Raw genomic sequence first — 16,417 nt, forward strand, 5'->3', positions numbered from 1 at the left:
CACAGGCCCGCGCAGCTGGCGCCCCGGGCCCCGGGTCGGCACACCCTCGCACTCGCGCTCACATGCGGAGCCACGCTTGTTTCCCGCCATATCAAGCCCTGAAACAAGATTTTCGATGTGACTTACGCGACGATGAACGGGCCCGACCTGACCTTAGCGGTCTTGGAGGCGTAGCCTTGTTTCCCGCTGTCCATCACCTTGTGAAGCGGAAGAGGGCGGTTGCCGCCGTGTCGCCACAGTCCCCCAGTAACTCGAGCATCTCGACCGACGACCAAGCCGGGAAGAACCCCGCTGCTGCGTTCGGTCCCAACGAGTGGCTCGTCGACGAGATCTATCAGCAGTACCTCCAGGACCCGAATTCGGTAGACCGCGCCTGGTGGGACTTCTTCGCCGACTACAAGCCGGGGGCGCCTGCCGCCTCGGCTCCGGCGGGTACTGCGGCCGCGGGGGCCGCAGAGACCACCACCACGGCTCCCCCGGCCCAGCCCGCGGCTCCGGCCCAGGCCGCGCCGGCCCCTGTGGCCGCCCCGAAGCCCGCCGCGGCCCCGGCTCCGGCCCCCGCTCCCGCGGCGAAGGCCGCGGCCCCCGCCCCGGCCAAGCCGGCGACGCCCGCACAGGCGCCCGCTCAGCCGAAGGCCAAGGCCGCTCCCGCCGCCGGATCGCCCGAGGGCCCCGAGCTGATCACGCTGCGCGGCCCGGCCGCCGCGGTCGCGAAGAACATGAACGCCTCGCTGGAGCTGCCGACCGCCACCTCGGTCCGCGCGGTCCCGGTGAAGCTGCTGTTCGACAACCGGATCGTCATCAACAACCACCTGAAGCGCGCCCGGGGCGGGAAGATCTCCTTCACGCACCTGATCGGCTTCGCGATGGTGCAGGCCATCAAGGCCATGCCGTCGATGAACTGGTCGTTCGGCGAGAAGGACGGCAAGCCGACCCTCGTCAAGCCGGCGCACGTCAACCTCGGCCTGGCCATCGACCTGGTCAAGCCGAACGGCGACCGCCAGCTCGTCGTGGCCGCCATCAAGAAGGCCGAGACCCTGAACTTCTTCGAGTTCTGGCAGGCCTACGAGGACATCGTCCGCCGCGCCCGCGACGGCAAGCTGACGATGGACGACTTCACCGGCGTCACGGTCTCCCTGACCAACCCCGGCGGCCTCGGCACCGTCCACTCCGTGCCGCGTCTGATGCCCGGCCAGTCCGTGATCATGGGCGTCGGCTCCATGGACTACCCGGCGGAGTTCCAGGGCACCAGCCAGGACACCCTGAACAAGCTCGGCATCTCGAAGGTCATGACGCTCACGTCGACCTACGACCACCGGGTGATCCAGGGCGCCGCCTCCGGCGAGTTCCTGCGCCAGGTCTCGAACCTGCTGCTGGGCGAGACCGGCTTCTACGACGGCATCTTCGAGGCGCTGCGCATCCCCTACGAGCCGGTCCGCTGGCTCAAGGACATCGACGCCTCGCACGACGACGACGTCACCAAGGCCGCCCGGGTCTTCGAGCTGATCCACTCCTACCGGGTGCGCGGCCACGTCATGGCCGACACCGACCCGCTGGAGTACAAGCAGCGCAAGCACCCCGACCTGGACATCACCGAGCACGGGCTCACCCTGTGGGACCTGGAGCGCGACTTCGCGGTCGGCGGCTTCGCCGGCAAGTCGATGATGAAGCTGCGCGACATCCTCGGCGTGCTGCGCGACTCGTACTGCCGCACCACCGGCATCGAGTTCATGCACATCCAGGACCCCAAGCAGCGCAAGTGGATCCAGGACCGCGTGGAACGCCCGCACTCCAAGATGGAGCGCGAGGAGCAGCTGCGGATCCTGCGCCGGCTGAACGCGGCGGAAGCCTTCGAGACGTTCCTGCAGACGAAGTACGTCGGTCAGAAGCGCTTCTCGCTGGAGGGCGGCGAGTCCGTCATCCCGCTGCTCGACGCGGTGATCGACTCCGCTGCCGAGTCCCGCCTGGACGAGGTCGTCATCGGCATGGCCCACCGCGGCCGCCTGAACGTCCTCGCCAACATCGTCGGCAAGTCGTACGCGCAGATCTTCCGCGAGTTCGAGGGCAACCTCGACCCGAAGTCGATGCACGGCTCCGGCGACGTGAAGTACCACCTGGGCGCCCAGGGCACCTTCACCGGCCTGGACGGCGAGCAGATCACGGTCTCGCTGGCCGCCAACCCGTCCCACCTGGAGACGGTCGACCCGGTCATCGAGGGCATCGCCCGCGCCAAGCAGGACATCATCAACAAGGGCGGTACGGACTTCACCGTCCTGCCCGTCGCGCTGCACGGCGACGCGGCCTTCGCGGGCCAGGGCGTGGTGGCCGAGACCCTGAACATGTCGCAGCTGCGCGGCTACCGCACCGGCGGCACGGTCCACATCGTCATCAACAACCAGGTCGGCTTCACCGCGGCCCCCGAGTCCTCGCGTTCCTCCATGTACGCGACGGACGTGGCCCGCATGATCGAGGCCCCGATCTTCCACGTGAACGGCGACGACCCGGAGGCCGTGGTCCGCGTGGCGCGGCTCGCCTTCGAGTTCCGCCAGGCGTTCAACAAGGACGTGGTGATCGACCTCATCTGCTACCGCCGCCGCGGTCACAACGAGTCGGACAACCCGGCCTTCACCCAGCCGCTGATGTACGACCTGATCGACAAGAAGCGCTCGGTGCGCAAGCTCTACACCGAGTCCCTGATCGGTCGCGGCGACATCACTCTGGAAGAGGCCGAGCAGGCCCTGCAGGACTACCAGGGCCAGCTGGAGAAGGTCTTCACGGAGGTCCGCGAGGCCACCTCCCAGCCGGCCGAGGGCCCGGTGTCGGACCCCCAGGCGGACTTCCCGGTCGCCGTGAACACCGCGATCTCCGCGGAGGTCGTGAAGCGGATCGCCGAGTCCCAGGTCAACATCCCCGACTCCTTCCACGTCCACCCGCGTCTGCTGCCGCAGCTGCAGCGCCGGGCGGCGATGGTCGAGGACGGCACGATCGACTGGGGCATGGGCGAGACGCTGGCAGTCGGCTCGTTGCTGCTGGAGGGCACCCCGGTCCGGCTGTCCGGCCAGGACTCCCAGCGGGGCACCTTCGGCCAGCGCCACGCGGTCCTCATCGACCGCGAGACGGGTGAGGAGTTCACGCCGCTGATGTACCTCGCCGAGGAGCAGGCGCGGTACAACGTCTACAACTCCCTGCTGTCCGAGTACGCGGTCATGGGCTTCGAGTACGGCTACTCGCTGGCCCGCCCCGACGCGCTCGTCATGTGGGAGGCGCAGTTCGGCGACTTCGTCAACGGCGCGCAGACGGTGGTCGACGAGTACATCTCGGCGGCGGAGCAGAAGTGGGGCCAGACGTCCGGCGTCACCCTCCTGCTCCCGCACGGCTTCGAGGGCCAGGGCCCGGACCACTCCTCGGCCCGCGTCGAGCGCTTCCTGCAGCTCTGCGCCCAGAACAACATGACGGTCGCCATGCCGACCCTCCCGTCGAACTACTTCCACCTCCTGCGGTGGCAGGTGCACAACCCGCACCACAAGCCGCTGGTGGTCTTCACCCCGAAGTCGATGCTGCGCCTCAAGGCCGCCGCGTCGAAGACGGAGGAGTTCACGTCGGGTCAGTTCCGTCCCGTCATCGGCGACGCCACCGTTGACCCGGCCGCGGTCCGCAAGGTCGTCTTCGTGGCCGGCAAGCTGTACTACGACCTGGAGGCCGAGCGGGTCAAGCGCGGCCTCACGGACACGGCGATCATCCGCATCGAGCGCCTGTACCCGCTGCCGGGTGCCGAGCTCCAGGCGGAGGTCAACAAGTACCCGAACGCCGAGAAGTACCTGTGGGCGCAGGAGGAGCCGGCGAACCAGGGTGCCTGGCCGTTCATCGCGCTCAACCTGATCGACCACCTGGACCTGGCGGTCGGCGCGGACATCCCGGCCGGCGAGCGGCTGCGGCGCATCTCGCGTCCGCACGGCTCGTCCCCGGCGGTGGGCTCCGCCAAGCGCCACCAGGCCGAGCAGGAGCAGCTGGTGCGTGAGGTGTTCGAGGCGTAGGCCTCCGGCGGTTCGGCCGCTGTTCGCCAAGGGCCCGGTGCCGAGTTTCCGCTCGGTGCCGGGCCCTTCGCCTGGCCGCAGGGGTGGTTCTGTGCGTGCGCGGCTGCGGCGGTGTCGTGGTTGTTCGCGCCGTTCCCCGCGCCCCTTCGGGGGCGCATTCAGCCCAGGTAGGCCTCGAAGTCCCAGTAGGGGCGGTTGCGTTGGCGGGCCGAGATGGTGTGTGGGTGTTGGGCGCCGAGGGTGCGGGTGAGGCCGAGGAGGCCGTCCTCCTCCAGTTTTCCGGCCTCCTCCTGCTCGCGCGCCGCCCGCAGGTCGGCGGCGAGCGCCACCTGGCAGGACAGGGTGAGCGGGTGCTGGTCGCCCAGGGTGTGCCGGGTCCTGCGCAGCGTGTCCCGGCTCAGTTCGACGGCGTCGGTGATCCGGCCGTTGATGTTCCGCGCGCTGGCCGCGTTGAGCGCGCAGCCGAGCACCCAGGGGTGGTCGGCGCCCAGCGTGGCGTTGAGCCCGGCCAGCGCCGACTCGAACATCGCCATCGCCTCGGCGCGTTCGCCGGCGGCCTGCATCACGAGACCGGTGTTGGAGAGCATGCCGGTGGCCACCGGGTGGGCGGGGCCGAGCAGGGAGCGGTAGCCGGCCTCGGCCTCGTCGATGAGGTCCCGGGCCTGGCTGAGGTCGCCGTGCTCCCTCAGGAAGTTGCCGTAGTTGGTGATGAAGGACAGGGTGCGGTAGTGCTCGCGGCCGTGCAGCTGCTCCAGCTGTTCCAGCAGGGTGGCCATCGACGGCCCCACCTCCTGCGCCTGGCTGCCCTCCCGGCGCCGGCACATGGCCAGCTGGGCGCGGGCCTCCAGGGTCTGCGGATGCTGCGGGCCGAGCACCTGCACATGGAGCCGGACGACGGGCTCCTGCCGGACCAGCGCGTCGCGGTAGCGGCCCAGCAGGCGCAGGCCGTGGGTCACGGCGTTGCCCGAGTTCAGGGTGGTGATGTGCCGGGCGCGCAGGACGCTCTCGCGCCGGGAGAGCGTCTCCAGGTCGAGTTCGTACGCCTCCGCGTAGCGGCCGAGCAGGCGCAGGCCGACTCCCAGGTTGTGCCGGGCCACCAGGGTGGGGGGCTCGTCCGCGCCGAGGAGCCGCTCGTTGCCGTCGAGGACCTCCCGCTGGAGGTCGTAGGCCTCCCGGTAGCGGCCCAGGTGGCGCAGGCTGGCCGCCATGGCGCTCCTGGTGACCAGTTCGCCGAGCGTGTTGGGGCGTCCGGCCGCCCGGAGTTTCTCCAGGACGGCGTGGTCCAGGTCGTAGGCGTCCCGGAATCTGCCGCTGGCCCGGAGCATGTTGCCCTGCTGGGTGGTCAGGTCCAGCATCGGCTGGGCCAGCGGTTCCATGAACTGCGACCAGGCGTCACGGATCTTGCGGACCAGTTCCAGACCGCTGTTGTACTCGCCGCTGCGCACGCAGTACCGCAGGCAGTTCAGGAGCAGCTCCTGCACCCGGGGCTGGTTGCTGTCGAGCGCACCGGAGGGTTCGAGGTGCGGCAGCAGCTCGGCGTAGCGGGGCCACGTCCGGCTGTCCGCCGGGTTGCCGGGATCGGCCTCGGCCAGCAGGGTGCGCACCGCCCGGCGGTGCCGGATCCGGCTGTCCTCGCTGGTCAGCTTGGAGACGATGTCGTGGACGAGCCGGTGCATGTGCACCGACTCCTGGTGCGGGCCCATCTCGGCGCCGGCCGGGCCGCGGGTCTCCCGGGTGAGCACCGAGTAGTTGACCAGGGTGTCCAGCGCCCGGGTCCAGGCCGGCAGGTCGGTGGCCATCCAGCGCAGTTCCTCGGGCAGTTCGGCGCGCGGGTAGGCCCGGATGAGGCCGAGCGGGATCCGCCCGGGCGCGAACGAGGTGCACAGGCTGAGCACGTCGATGGCCTGCGGCTGGGCGCGGCGCAGCCGGTTGAGCAGTATCGACCAGGAGGTCATCGAGGACTGCGGGAAGCCCTCGCCGGTGGCCGGTTCGTCGACGGTGGACAGCCGCCGTTCGCGCACCATGCGCAGGTACTCGGGCACCTCCATGCCGGACTCGCCGAGCCAGGAGGCGGCCTGCACCAGGGGCAGCGGTACGTCACCGAACTCGCCGGCGACCTCGTCGGCCTCCGTGGCGGTGATGTGCGGGGCGCGGCGCATCAGGTAGGCGGTCGACTCGGCGCGCAGGAAGGTGGGCACCTCCACCACTTCGGTGTGCTCGCTCCAGGCGCGGTTGCGGGAGGTGACGAGCACGTGCCCGGTGCCCTGCGGAAGCAGGGCGTTGACCCCTTCGGTGTCGTCCCAGCCGTCGAAGACCAGCAGCCAGTTGCCGTACGGCTCGCCGCGCCGCAGGGCGTCCCGCACGGCGCGGATGCGTTCGCCGGGCTCACCGCCGATGCGCAGGCCGAGTTCCACCGCGAGTTCGCCGAGGCGGTCGCGCTGGATGTTGCGGTCGTCCGAGTTGACCCACCACACCAGGTCGTAGTCGGTGCTGAAGCGGTGCGCGTACTCGGCGGCCAGCTGGGTCTTGCCGATGCCGGACATGCCGAGCAGGGTGCAGGAGGAGGCTCCCTGCTCGGCGTCGGCGAGGCGCTGGTGGATGTCGTTGAGCAGGTCGTCCCGCCCGGTGAAGCGCGGGTTGCGGCGCGGGACCTCGCCCCAGATGTCGCAGCGGTTGTCGGGGTAGCGCACCCGGCCGGGCAGTGCCCTGGGGACCCGCCGGCGCTCCAGGGCGAGCCGGCCGAGCAGCCGCTCCTCGGCGGCCTCCTCGCTCAGCCCCCACAGGCTGGCGGGCTCGAGCACCGCCGTGGCCGGCAGCAGCGGCCGGTTGGTCAGGTTGACGGCGGCGAAGCGTTCGGCATGGGCGGCGACGAAGCCGCGCAGGGCGTCGTTCCACTCGCCCGCGGGCCGGGGCCCCAGTTCGAAGAACCAGTCGTTGAGCACGAGCAGGATGCGTCCGCTGGACAGCAGCAGATCGCCGAGGGAGTCCTCCAGGGGAACCTCGCGCGGCGGGTCCCAGCGCTGCAGGGTGGTCCGGTGGCCCTGGCGTTCCAGGCAGTGCGCGATCCATGCCGCCCAGGAACGGTGGTACCCCGGGAAGACCACCAGGAAGTGCTCCGGTGCCCCCGGGCCGTCTCCGCCCGACCGCCGCTGTTCCGCCATGACCGCTCCCTGTTCCCGCCGCCGTCCCGGGCTGGGCGACCGCATGCATAACGTAACGCAACCGACCCCGTACCCGGCGTCATACCGGATGCCGGGTCAGTGCGCCGAGCCGGGCCAGGTGCCGGTCCATGCCCCGGACGAACTCCCTTCCGGCAAAGGTCAGTTCACTTGATTCACGCAGTATCGACAAGGCCTCGGCGACCTCGTCCCGGTGGGCCTCGAACCGGCTTCGGGCGTGCCGCCGCCAGTGCCCGGGTACGGCCGGTCCGGCCCGGGCCCGCCACCACAGGTCCAGCAGCGCCAGATGCGCGTACGCGCCCTGGAGCACCCCGGACACCGGCCGCGGGTCGGGACGCCAGCCCACCCGGTGCAGGCTGTCCCCGCCCGGCCGCAGGAGGGGTACGGCCTCCCCCAGTGCGGCCAGCTTGGTGTGGTGCGTCTCGTGCACCAGGAGGTCGGCGAGTCCCGCCGCGTCGTGGGGCCGCTCGGCGAGGACCGCGCCCGGGGCGGCACGGCGTGTCGCGCTGATCGGGGGGCCGCCGGTGCGGCCGGGGTGGTCCAGCGGGATCACGGCGCGCACCGTCGCCCCGGTCTCGGCGGCCCGCTCCGGGTGGGCGGCCGCGATCAGCAGGTGCGCCTCGCGCCAGAGCCGGCTCCAGTGGTGGTGGTCGACGCGGGACCGCTCGGCGGCGCGCAGCGCGCCGGGGCCGATGCCGCCGGGCGGCACCCGGTAGGGGTCCAGGTCGTCGAGGACCGCGCCGCCCGCCAGCGGCACCAGCGCCGCCCAGGCGGGGTCGGCGGACGGCGGACGGCCGCCCGGCATGACCGCCTCGCCCGCGTCCGGGCGGTCGGTGACGTGCGCGGCCATGGTGCGGGCGGTGAGCCGGAGCCGCCCGGAGGGACAGCTCAGAGTGCCGAGGCCGGGCAGGTGCAGTGTGCCGGAGGGCTCGGTGCGGGTCCCGGCGAACGGGCGGCCGGCCCGGACCGCCGCCACGACGGCCAGTCCGCCGAGGTGTGCCAGGTGCTGTTCGAAGGGCGGGCCGGGCGGTGCCGCCAGTACCTCGGTCAGCCACGCACCGGTCATGGGGTAGTCGACCACCTCGCGGACGGCCTCGGCGTCCGTCCGTTCGGCCTCCTCCAGCAGGGCCCAGTCCCGCTCGAAGCGCGCGCACGCTTCGGAGGGCAGCTCGCCGCGCTGTCGCTCGTAGCGCAGGAGGAGGGCCTTCAGCATCAGCAGCCGCCGGGCGTGCAGCACGGCACGCAGTGCCGCCGTGCCGTCGGCGGACGGGCGGGTGCCGGCGAGATCCGTCAGGATCCCGGGCAGGGGGGCCGAGGTCATCCCTGGCGTTCCTCGCCCGCGCGTGGCCCGGCGCAGGCGGCCGAAAACGAACGCCCGGCAGGCGGCCCGGCCGCGTTGTCGGGATCGCTGCCGGAGTACCAGACCTCCCGGAGGCGACGTGCGGACATCAGCACCCGGAGGGCGGCCACGACGAGCTGCCGGTCGTCCGCGGTGCGCAAGGTCCGCAGGTCGACGTCGGTGAGGTCGGGCGGGATCAGGCCCCCTCCGATGTCCCGGCCGAGGCCGGCCGCCCGTGTCCTCTGCTCCCCCACCTCGGCTCCTCCCTGCCCCACGCCCGCCCCGCACGGCCGTGACGGCTGCCCAGTTCTTCCCGACAGGCCGGAAGCAGAAACCCGACCGGGATCAACTCCGGTCAAGGTCGGTCGAGTTGTTCCACTCCTGAGTCCAAGGCCACCACGGCGGGGCCACTTCGCGCCACCGTTCCTCCGGCATCCGCCGGCCCTCGTCCGCGGCCGGCTCCTCCTGCGCCCTGCGGGCCAGCTCGACATCCGCCCAGTCCACCTGCCGCAGCGCCCCGACGAGCCGCTGCCACTGCTCGCGGGCCGCCCGGTACGCACCCCTGGCCGCCCCGGGCCGCCCCATCAGGGCGAGCACCGTCCCGCTGCCGTGCCGGGCCCGTGCGGCCGTCACCGAACCGGGGTCGGCCCCGTGTGCCGCCTCCGCCTCCCGCTCGGCGTTCTCGTACGCCTGCAGCGCGTCCACCAGCACCGGCGCACCGGCGTGGAACCAGCCCTCCAGCCGCACCCGCCCCAGCTGCAGCCACACCTCGGCCCGTACGGCCGCGTCGGCGGCCGCGCGCAGCGCCTGGCCGAGCAGGTGCCGGCTCTCGAACAGGTCGGGCAGGAAGCCGAGGTGCCGGAACCGCTGGGCGAGCGCGCTGCCGACCAGCCCTTGGAGCCGTCCGCGCTGCGCGGACCGGGCGGGCAGCGACTTCAGCGCCTCGCGCAGCACGTACTCGGCCCGGTCCACGATTTCCGCGCCGTCACGCGCGGAGGCGCGCCTGAGCAGCGACTCGCCCCAGGCGGTGAGGAGCCGGCAGCGCAGGGCGCCGTCGGCGGGCGCGAGCAGGGCGGCCCGCTCGTACGCCTCGTCGGCCTCCCGGGTCTCGCCCGCCGCGTCGTGGAAGGCGGCCAGCGCGGCCAGGCAGGGCAGCAGCAGACCGGGGTCGTCCCCGGCGGCCTGCCGGGCCCGCAGCAGCACCTGGCGCGTGGCGCCGTCCTCGGAGCCGGACTCCCGCAGCGCCCGCGCCAGATCGAGCAGCGCGGGCCCGCGTACGGCGTCGGCGGCCCGCTCGGTGTCCAGGAGCGCGCAGGCTTCCCGCAGTTCGCCGACGGCCGCGCCGGGGTGCCGCAGATCGAGCAGGATCCGCCCGCGCAGCAGGAGCCGGGAGCGGTGCGTGGTGACGGCCCACAGGGTGTCGTCCGGCGCCGCGGGGGCGCCGTTCCCGGTCTGCGGGGACACGGCTTCCGGGACCGGCCTGGACGTCTCCTGCGCCGAGCCGGTGCGGGCGGCGCTCCCGGAGCCCTCCGGCTCGGCTGCCCGGGCGGCGGGTTCCCCGCGCCCGCGCTCCCGGGCGTCGCCGGGCTCGCCGGCGTCGTACCGGTCGTCCCGGTCGTCCCGGTGGTGGGAGCGGGACCAGTCCCGTGCCCGCTCGGTCAGCACGGGCCAGGGGGGCAGGCCGGGGTCGAGGACGCCCAGGGCCTGCGTGAGCTGGTCGCTCTCCGCCGTCAGCTGCCACAACTCACGTCGGCAGGAGGCCAGTTCGAGGGCCGCCTCAGCGCGTTCCCGGCTGTCGGCGGGGGCCGCCGTGTGGGCCGCGGTGAGTTCGGTCGCGGCCTCGCGCAGCAGCTCGGCACGTCTGCCCGTCGTACGCGCGGCCGCCGTGCCGGCCTCGGCGCGCAGCACCCGGCCGAGGACCAGGTGAGGCCGTGGGCCGGTGCCGGGGACGGTCCCGGTGCCGGGCGCGGCCGCCGCGAGGGCCTGTTCCCGGGCGCGGCGCAGCACCTCCGGGTCGGCCAGGTGGTGCCATTGGTCGAGCAGGCGCTCGGCCTCGGTCAGCGGGTCGGGCGTGACGAGGTCCGGGAGGTAGAAGCGCAGGACACGGGCCGGGATACGGGCGAACAGCTCGGCCTCGACGCTCCCGCCCTCCGGCGGGCCGGCGTCCCCGGGCAGGGGCCCGGCGCCGGCCGCCGGGCCGTGGTCGGCGAGCCGGGCCGCGGCGAGAGCGGCGAAGTTGCGGGTGCCCCTGCCGAAGTGCCGTTCCACGTAGGCCGAGCAGTGTTTGAGCACGAGCCCGGCCGTGTCCTGGTCGAGGGAGGACAGCAGCAGGTCCTGCACCCGGCCCGAGTAGGCGAAGCACGGCTGGTCCTCCGTGCCGGGGAGCTGCCTGAGCAGCCCGCCGAGCAGGACCTCGGCCAGTTCCATGGGGCCGGTGTCGGGCAGCATCGCCCGCTGGACCAGTTGCATCACGGGCAGCGTGAGGGGCGCCGCGGCGAGGTAGACGGCGAGGCGCAGGGCGCCGGGTGAGGCTCCGGCGCGGAAGGCGCGCAGCAGGTCGTCGTCGCTGCGCGGTGCCGGCGCCGGGGCCGCGGGGGCGGGCGCCGGGGCCGTACCGGGGGCGGTGAGGGCCGCCCAGGCGCGTTCGCTGGTGGGTCCGGCGCCGCCGAGCAGCCGGGCGAAGGCCTCGAAGGCCTCCGGGGTGGGCTGCAGCACCGGAACGGGCCGGGCTCCGGGCGCCGGTTCCTCCCAGGGCTCGTCGTCGGGCAGGAAACCGAGCCGGCCGCCCACCTCGGCCGGGCGCAGCAGCAGGCCGGGCTCGGCGGGCAGGGCGGTACGGCCCCACAGGCGGGGCGGCAGCGGCTGGACGACGGCCAGGGGGGCGGTGCGCGGCCACTGGTGCAGCAGGCGCTGGGCGCTGCCGTTCTGCCACAGCGGGCCGACGCAGTCGCTGATGACGAAGGTGACCCTGCGGCCGGTGGGGTCGTGGAGTTCGTCGGCCGGGCGCAGCCGGGTGTGCCGGCCGGGGCCGGCGGTCGTACCGATCAGGGGCGCGCCGGAGTCGTCGGCGTAGAGGTGGTGGACGCGGACGGACGCGAACGCGCCGGACTGCTGGCAGGCCTGGCGCAGTTCCTCGACCAGTTGCCCCCACACGGCCATGGCGGGCCCGGTGTCCATGAGCAGCTGGACGTCGCAGCGCCGGCGGCGGCCGGGCCGGGTGACCGGGAGCAGGATGCCGCTGGCGGCGGCCCGGTCGGCGGTGGCCTCCTCGTCGATCGGCTGGTCCTCGGAGCGGACCGGGGCGACCCGGTAGCGGCCGAGCGCGCGCAGCGCCTTCTCCAGGCCGAGCAGTCCCGGCAGGGCAGCGGCGGCGGGTGCGCGGACCGGGAAGGCGGCCGGGGCCGCGGAGTCGGCCGGTGGGCGCATCGTGGGGCCGGGTGTGAGCAGCGGTACCGGAGCGGCGGGGACGTCCGTCCGGGGCCGGAGCGGGTTGAGGACTGGCGATGCGGTGGAGGCGGCTCCTGTCGCCTGCGAGCCGCCGTCGAGCGGGTCGGCGGGAGGGGTGCCGGGCGGTCCGGGCGCGTCGCGCGGCGGGGCGGCGCCGAGCCGCCGGGCCAGCCACACCGCGTCCGCCACGTCCTCGGCGGTGAGGTCGAGCCCGCCCTGGCGCAGCTTGCCGATCAGCTCGTCCAGGCGCATCCCGGGCATCCGTCCCTCACCTCGTACGGTCGAGCGGCTGCATGAGCATCTCGGCGATCCGCTCCCGGGTGAGGCTCTGCGCGCGCGGGTCGTGCCGGGTGAGGAAGAGGGCGTTGAGGAGCTGGTCGGCGGCGAGCACCTCGCCGGGTTCGCGCTCCAGGAACCTGCGGATGAGATCCGCGCCGGCGGCCACGCCGTCGGCGCCGAGGTGCGCCTCGACCATGGCGGTCAGCTGCTCCTCGCCGGGCGGGTCCAGCTCCAGCTGGACGCAGCGCCTGAGCAGCGGTGCGGGGAAGTCGCGTTCGCCGTTGGAGGTCAGGACGATCACCGGGAAGGCGGTGCAGGCGATCCGTCCGCCGTGCACGGCGACCCGGTCGCCGTCGTGGGTGAGCACCTCGACGACGGGTTCGCGGTCGGCCAGCCGCTCCAGCTCGGGGATCGAGAACTCGCCCTCCTCCAGCGTGTTGAGCAGGTCGTTGGGCAGATCGAGGTCGCTCTTGTCGAGTTCGTCGATGAGCAGCACGCGGGGCTGCGGGGAGGGCAGCAGCGCGGTGCCGAGCGGGCCGAGCCGGATGTACGACCCGATGCCGGGGGCGGCCGTCGTGCCCTCGCCGCCGCGGGCACGCTCCAGCTGGACGTCCTGGAGGCGGCCTATCGCGTCGTACCGGTACAGGCCGTCCTGGAGGGCGGTACGGCTGACGATGGGCCAGCGCAGCACCTTGCCCAGGCCGAGTTCATGGGCGAGGGCGTAGGCCAGGGTCGACTTGCCCGTGCCCGGGTTGCCGGTCACCAGCAGGGGCCGGCGCAGATAGAGGGCCGCGTTGACGGCGTCGACCTCGGCCGGGCGGGGCGCGTAGTTCTCGACCATGCGGCGGCGGACGCCGAGCCGGCGGGCGCTGCTGGGGTCCTCCGGGCCGTCCTCCGTGTCCTCCCGGAAGGCCGCGAAGTCGCGCCAGGGCGGCGGCGCCGGCAACCGCCGCATGCCGTCGTGCGGCTGGCCCACTCCGCGGTAGATCCGCCAGTCGTTCACCTTGGGCTCCTCCCGGCTCTGGTGATCATGCAGCGGACCCGGCCGTCCGACGTACGAGGCTACCGTCAGGCGGCCGTGTCTGCCGAGGTTCGCGGCGTCCGGCGTTCACTTCCGGCCCGCCGAACGGCCTTGCGGGGCAAGCGGGTTGACGGGGCGTCCGGCGGGCGGACCGGACGGGTCAGCCACCGGGCGCGGCGAGCGGCGGCGGTCGCATCGTCTCGGTTGCGTACGGCGGCCGGTCCGGCGGGTCGAACAGCACCGCGAGCTTCCCGCGCAGGCCCCGGTCCCGTGCCGACTCCGGGTCGTACAGACGGATGCGCAGGTCACGCACCGGCCCGTGCAGTCCTTCGGCCCGCCGGGCCGTTCCCAGCAGGTGGGCGGCCTGCTGGTGGAAGTCCTTGCACTCGTCGTGGTCGTGCCGGTCCCGGCGCCACAGCACCACCGAGTGGCCGGCCATGAGCGCGTCCTTCATCGCCGCCTGCCCCTCCCCGCTGCCCACCGGCCCGCAGTAGACCGGAACACAGGAGTCGTCCATGGCCGTGAGGGCGCCGTAGTACGGGTACCTGCCCACCGCGCGTGCCGCGGCGGGGTGGCCGTCGGCCGGGGGGCGGCCGTGCAGCGGCTCGTGCGCGAGGGGGCCGCGCAGCGCGCCGCGCCAGCGCCTGCGCCACTCGGGGGTGGGCGGCCGGCCGTTGCGCCGCACGTCCCGGATGACGACGGTTCGGCGCATCCCGAGCGGCATGGAGCGCTCGTCCACGAAGTCGTCGTCGTCCTCTTCGTCGCCCTCGTCGCCCTCGTCGCCCTCGTCGCCCTCGTCGCCCTCCCAGCCGTCGCCCCGCGGGGCTTCCGGCCGGACGGAGGCGCCGGGCAGCAGCTGCCACTCGTCCACCGGCAGGTCGAACAGCTTGCGGGGCAGGAACACCTCGATCGCGGCCAGATGCTCCCCGTGGTCGCCCTGGCTCAGCGCCCGGGCCAGCGGTTCGCGCAGCACCGCGGCGAGTTCCTCCACGCGCACGCCCCGGTCGTCGGCGTCGACCGGGGTCACGTCCAGGCCGTCGTAGATCAGCTGCACGCTCCACGGGTAGCGCCCGTCGTACATGGGCGCGCCGACCTTGACCAGCACGTCGGTGCGGGCGCCGGGCGGCGGTGCGGGGGACGGGGCGGCCGGCGGGCCACCGGGGCGGGCGCCGTCGCCTCCCCGGACGTCGACGCCCTCCAGCAGCGCCCGGACCGCGTCGCCCACCGCCCAGTTCCGGTGGCCGTCGGCCTGTCCGGCGAGCCAGCCGGTGAACGCGCTCAGCCGCGCGGGATCCACCTCCCCGGGGTGCTCCCGTACGACGCTGCGGACCGCCTTGGCCGCGTACAGCAGGACCGCCTCGAGGTCGACCAGCGTGCCACCACCGCCCGGTTCCAGCGTGCGCAGCCCGTACAGCAGCCCGGCGCCCTCGCGCCAGGTGCGCACGTTCTGCAGCACGAGCGAGCGCAGCCGTGCGCCGCGCACCTGCTCCTTGACCTCCTCCACGAGGTGCACGATCTCGCCCGCCGCGGCGGGCGGCGGCAGCTCGGCGAGGTGGCCGTAGAGCCGGACGCGGAGGTCGGCGGTGATCCCGGAGGCGGCAGCGGCGAGAGCGGGCAGCCCGGCCTGGAGCGTGGTCCAGTTCGCGTACGGCGACGGGTCGTCGAGGAGGCGGAGGTGGTGCAGGTCGTGCGCGCGCAGGACCTCGCGCAGGACGTCCGCCCCGTCGCGCGGGTCCAGCAGCTCGTGCAGCGCGGTGACCGGGACCGCTACGCCCTCCTCGCGCCGGCGCCCCTTGATCACGCCGATGACCGAACCGTGCCGCAGGTCGAGCACGGGCCCCCCGGAGAGCCCACCGATGGGCAGGCTGCCGCCGAGCAGCAGCGCCCGCGCGTCGGAGCCCGCGAGTTCACCGGTGCCGTGCCGGATGCCCAGCTCGCCGGTCTGCAGGGACCAGCCGTAGAGACCGACCGGGGCGCGGGCACCCGGCTCCCGGTCGCTCAGCCACAGGCAGCGCACGTCGTCCGCACCGGCGACCCGGACCAGCGCGAGGTCGGGAAACGGCCAGGGATCGCGGAACGGCTGCGCGGACTCGGGGCGCGGTGCGAGCAGTACGGCGGTCCCGGTGCCCGTGCGTTCCTCCCAGGCGCCGGCGGCGGTGCGCTCCTGCCAGGTCACGCCCATGGAGCTCTGCCCTCGGCACACCGCGGGTCCCCCCTTCCCCACGACATGGGCGCAGGTCAACAGCCAGCCCGGGGCTATGAAGAACCCCGAACCCCAGTACGGGTCACGGTCCGTTGCATACCCGTCACCCGATGCGCCGATGCGTGCGAGGGAGGGGCGCACCATCTCGTCGAAGGCGCTCATAGGGTGCCGGAGGCCGGGGACCGGGGCGGTACGACCGTGGCGCCCGGCGCCGCGGGGTCCGTGCCGTCCGCCGCGGTCGCCGGTTCGGTCCAGGTCAGGGACACCGTCAGGGAGGAGGTTCCGCCGCCCTCCGCGATGGCGCTCACGATCTTGCCGGACTGCGCCGTCAGTTCGATTCCGAAGCTGACGGACACCTCGACCGGGGCGGGTGTGTCCAGACCGGCGCGCAGGGAGCGCACGACGCCCCCGACCGTGCCGGCGAGTCCGCCCGCCATGTCGATGACCCGGTCACCGAGTCCGGTGTCCCAGTAACCGCTCTGGTCCAGCGCCTCCTCGTCGGCCGCGCCGATCCTGGCCCAGACGACGGTTCCGTCGTCCAGCCGTATGCGTTCGACTCCTGCACCCATGACGCCCCCGTTCGCTGAAATGGGAGGAGAAGGCTAACTCCGCAGAAAGGGGAGGGGGAGGGGTGGACGAACGATACGGCTGATGATCGCCCCTGTGGCCGGGGGTGGACGGGACTACTCGTCGTCCTCGTCGTCGAGCCGGGCGAGCCAGGTCGCGAGCCGCTCGACGGGCACCTCGAAGTCCGGGTTGAGATCCACGAACGTGCGCAGCTGCTCGGCAAGCCACTCGAAGGTGACCTCTTCCTCGCCGCGCCGCTTCTCCAACTCCTCGATCCCGCGGTCGGTGAAGTACATGGCTGCCTCTCCTGCGTGTACGCCCAGGTGATGAATGGTCCAGGGACAGCCT

The 16,417-nt window shown here is 73.6% G+C and carries 9 protein-coding genes; 1 reads left to right on the forward strand and 8 read right to left on the reverse strand.

Annotated features, from left to right (window positions below):
* Positions 1-227 precede the first annotated feature (227 nt).
* Positions 228-4,034, forward strand: a complete 3,807-nt coding sequence (locus AC07CM_RS11650) for a multifunctional oxoglutarate decarboxylase/oxoglutarate dehydrogenase thiamine pyrophosphate-binding subunit/dihydrolipoyllysine-residue succinyltransferase subunit (protein WP_478876180.1) — start codon at positions 228-230, stop codon at positions 4,032-4,034.
* Positions 4,035-4,192: 158 nt separating this feature from the next.
* Here the strand turns inward: AC07CM_RS11650 and fxsT are convergent, their stop codons facing one another.
* The 8 genes from fxsT to AC07CM_RS11690 all read right to left on the reverse strand — a co-directional run bounded on the left by fxsT (position 4,193) and on the right by AC07CM_RS11690 (position 16,365).
* Positions 4,193-7,195 carry an FxSxx-COOH system tetratricopeptide repeat protein gene (fxsT, locus tag AC07CM_RS11655; protein WP_478876181.1) on the reverse strand — a complete coding sequence of 1,001 codons (3,003 nt, stop codon included), beginning with the start codon at positions 7,193-7,195 and terminating at the stop codon, positions 4,193-4,195.
* Positions 7,196-7,274: 79 nt separating this feature from the next.
* Positions 7,275-8,534: an aKG-HExxH-type peptide beta-hydroxylase gene (locus AC07CM_RS11660; RefSeq protein WP_478876182.1), complete on the reverse strand. Its 1,260-nt coding sequence runs from the start codon at positions 8,532-8,534 to the stop codon at positions 7,275-7,277.
* The gene (locus AC07CM_RS11665; RefSeq protein WP_478876183.1) at positions 8,531-8,806 is read right to left on the reverse strand and encodes a hypothetical protein; all 276 of its coding nucleotides are present in this window, start codon (positions 8,804-8,806) and stop codon (positions 8,531-8,533) included. The genes AC07CM_RS11660 and AC07CM_RS11665 overlap by 4 nt, the downstream gene beginning before the upstream one ends.
* A 91-nt stretch (positions 8,807-8,897) precedes the next feature.
* The gene (locus AC07CM_RS11670; protein WP_478876184.1) at positions 8,898-12,260 is read right to left on the reverse strand and encodes an SAV_2336 N-terminal domain-related protein; all 3,363 of its coding nucleotides are present in this window, start codon (positions 12,258-12,260) and stop codon (positions 8,898-8,900) included.
* 7 nt (positions 12,261-12,267) lie between these two features.
* On the reverse strand, positions 12,268-13,281 hold the full coding sequence (locus tag AC07CM_RS11675) for an AAA family ATPase (RefSeq protein WP_478876185.1): 1,014 nt from the start codon (positions 13,279-13,281) through the stop codon (positions 12,268-12,270).
* A 178-nt stretch (positions 13,282-13,459) separates the two neighbouring features.
* A complete protein-coding gene (locus AC07CM_RS11680; RefSeq protein WP_478876186.1) occupies positions 13,460-15,664 on the reverse strand; it encodes a VMAP-C domain-containing protein in 2,205 nt (734 codons plus the stop codon).
* Positions 15,661-16,071, reverse strand: coding sequence for a CU044_2847 family protein (locus tag AC07CM_RS11685; RefSeq protein WP_478876187.1), 411 nt, complete (start codon positions 16,069-16,071; stop codon positions 15,661-15,663). The genes AC07CM_RS11680 and AC07CM_RS11685 overlap by 4 nt, the downstream gene beginning before the upstream one ends.
* 114 nt (positions 16,072-16,185) lie before the next feature.
* On the reverse strand, positions 16,186-16,365 hold the full coding sequence (locus AC07CM_RS11690; protein ID WP_003992906.1) for a DUF6104 family protein: 180 nt from the start codon (positions 16,363-16,365) through the stop codon (positions 16,186-16,188).
* Positions 16,366-16,417: the final 52 nt, after the last annotated feature.

The sequence above is a fragment of the Streptomyces sp. NPDC044061 genome, from assembly GCF_056434305.1.

What these genes read in the sequence shown, in the direction of transcription:
- fxsT (WP_478876181.1), bottom strand. Translation starts at nt 7,195, where the DNA reads ATGGCGGAACAGCGGCGGTCGGGCGGAGACGGCCCGGGGGCACCGGAG.
- AC07CM_RS11660 (WP_478876182.1), bottom strand. Translation starts at nt 8,534, where the DNA reads ATGACCTCGGCCCCCCTGCCCGGGATCCTGACGGATCTCGCCGGCACC.
- AC07CM_RS11670 (WP_478876184.1), bottom strand. Translation starts at nt 12,260, where the DNA reads ATGCCCGGGATGCGCCTGGACGAGCTGATCGGCAAGCTGCGCCAGGGC.
- AC07CM_RS11680 (WP_478876186.1), bottom strand. Translation starts at nt 15,664, where the DNA reads ATGAGCGCCTTCGACGAGATGGTGCGCCCCTCCCTCGCACGCATCGGC.
- AC07CM_RS11685 (WP_478876187.1), bottom strand. Translation starts at nt 16,071, where the DNA reads ATGGGTGCAGGAGTCGAACGCATACGGCTGGACGACGGAACCGTCGTC.
- AC07CM_RS11690 (WP_003992906.1), bottom strand. Translation starts at nt 16,365, where the DNA reads ATGTACTTCACCGACCGCGGGATCGAGGAGTTGGAGAAGCGGCGCGGC.